General features: G+C 57.5%; 1 protein-coding gene. It reads left to right on the top strand.

Annotated features, from left to right (window positions below):
- On the top strand, window positions 1–566 hold a 566-nt coding region (locus tag NSO95_RS15250; RefSeq protein WP_257597197.1), incomplete at its 5' end, for an IS3 family transposase.
- Between the last annotated feature and the right edge of the window lie 18 nt (window positions 567–584).

Below are 584 nucleotides of genomic sequence, written 5' to 3'. Positions count from 1 at the left end.
GCTATGGCGGCAAGCCGTCTAAGGTGGTCGACAACACGCTGGCTCGCCAGTTCGATGTCACAGCGCCCGACAAAGCTTGGGTGACTGACATCACCTACATCAGGACGCTGGAGGGCTTTGCCTATCTGGCAGTGGTGATCGACCTCTACTCCCGGCGCGTGGTGGGCTGGTCGATGCAGAGCCGCCAGACCACCGATCTGGTCCTGCAAGCATTGCTGATGGCGGTGTGGCGCAGGAAGCCGAAGAACACTGTGCTGGTTCACTCGGATCAGGGATCGCAGTTCACCAGCATGGACTGGGCGTCATTCCTGAAGGCCCATAATCTGGAGCACTCGATGAGCCGTCGTGGCAACTGCCATGACAACGCTGTGGTCGAGAGCTTCTTCAATCTGCTCAAGCGCGAACGCATCCGGCGCCGGACCTATCGCTCACGCAACGAGGCAAGGCAGGATGTATTCGATTACATCGAGATGTTCTATAACCCGATACGAAAGCATGTAAGGAACGGGATGCTGTCGCCCGTCGAGTTCGAACGGCAGCAAAACATGAGCACCGAAGGCGTCTAGAAAACTCGGGGCTATTCA

This window comes from Parerythrobacter lacustris, from assembly GCF_024626475.1.
GTDB lineage: Bacteria > Pseudomonadota > Alphaproteobacteria > Sphingomonadales > Sphingomonadaceae > Parerythrobacter_A > Parerythrobacter_A lacustris.
The sequence above is the reverse complement of the archived record's forward strand: the minus strand, read 5'-3'. Positions and strand labels throughout refer to the sequence as shown.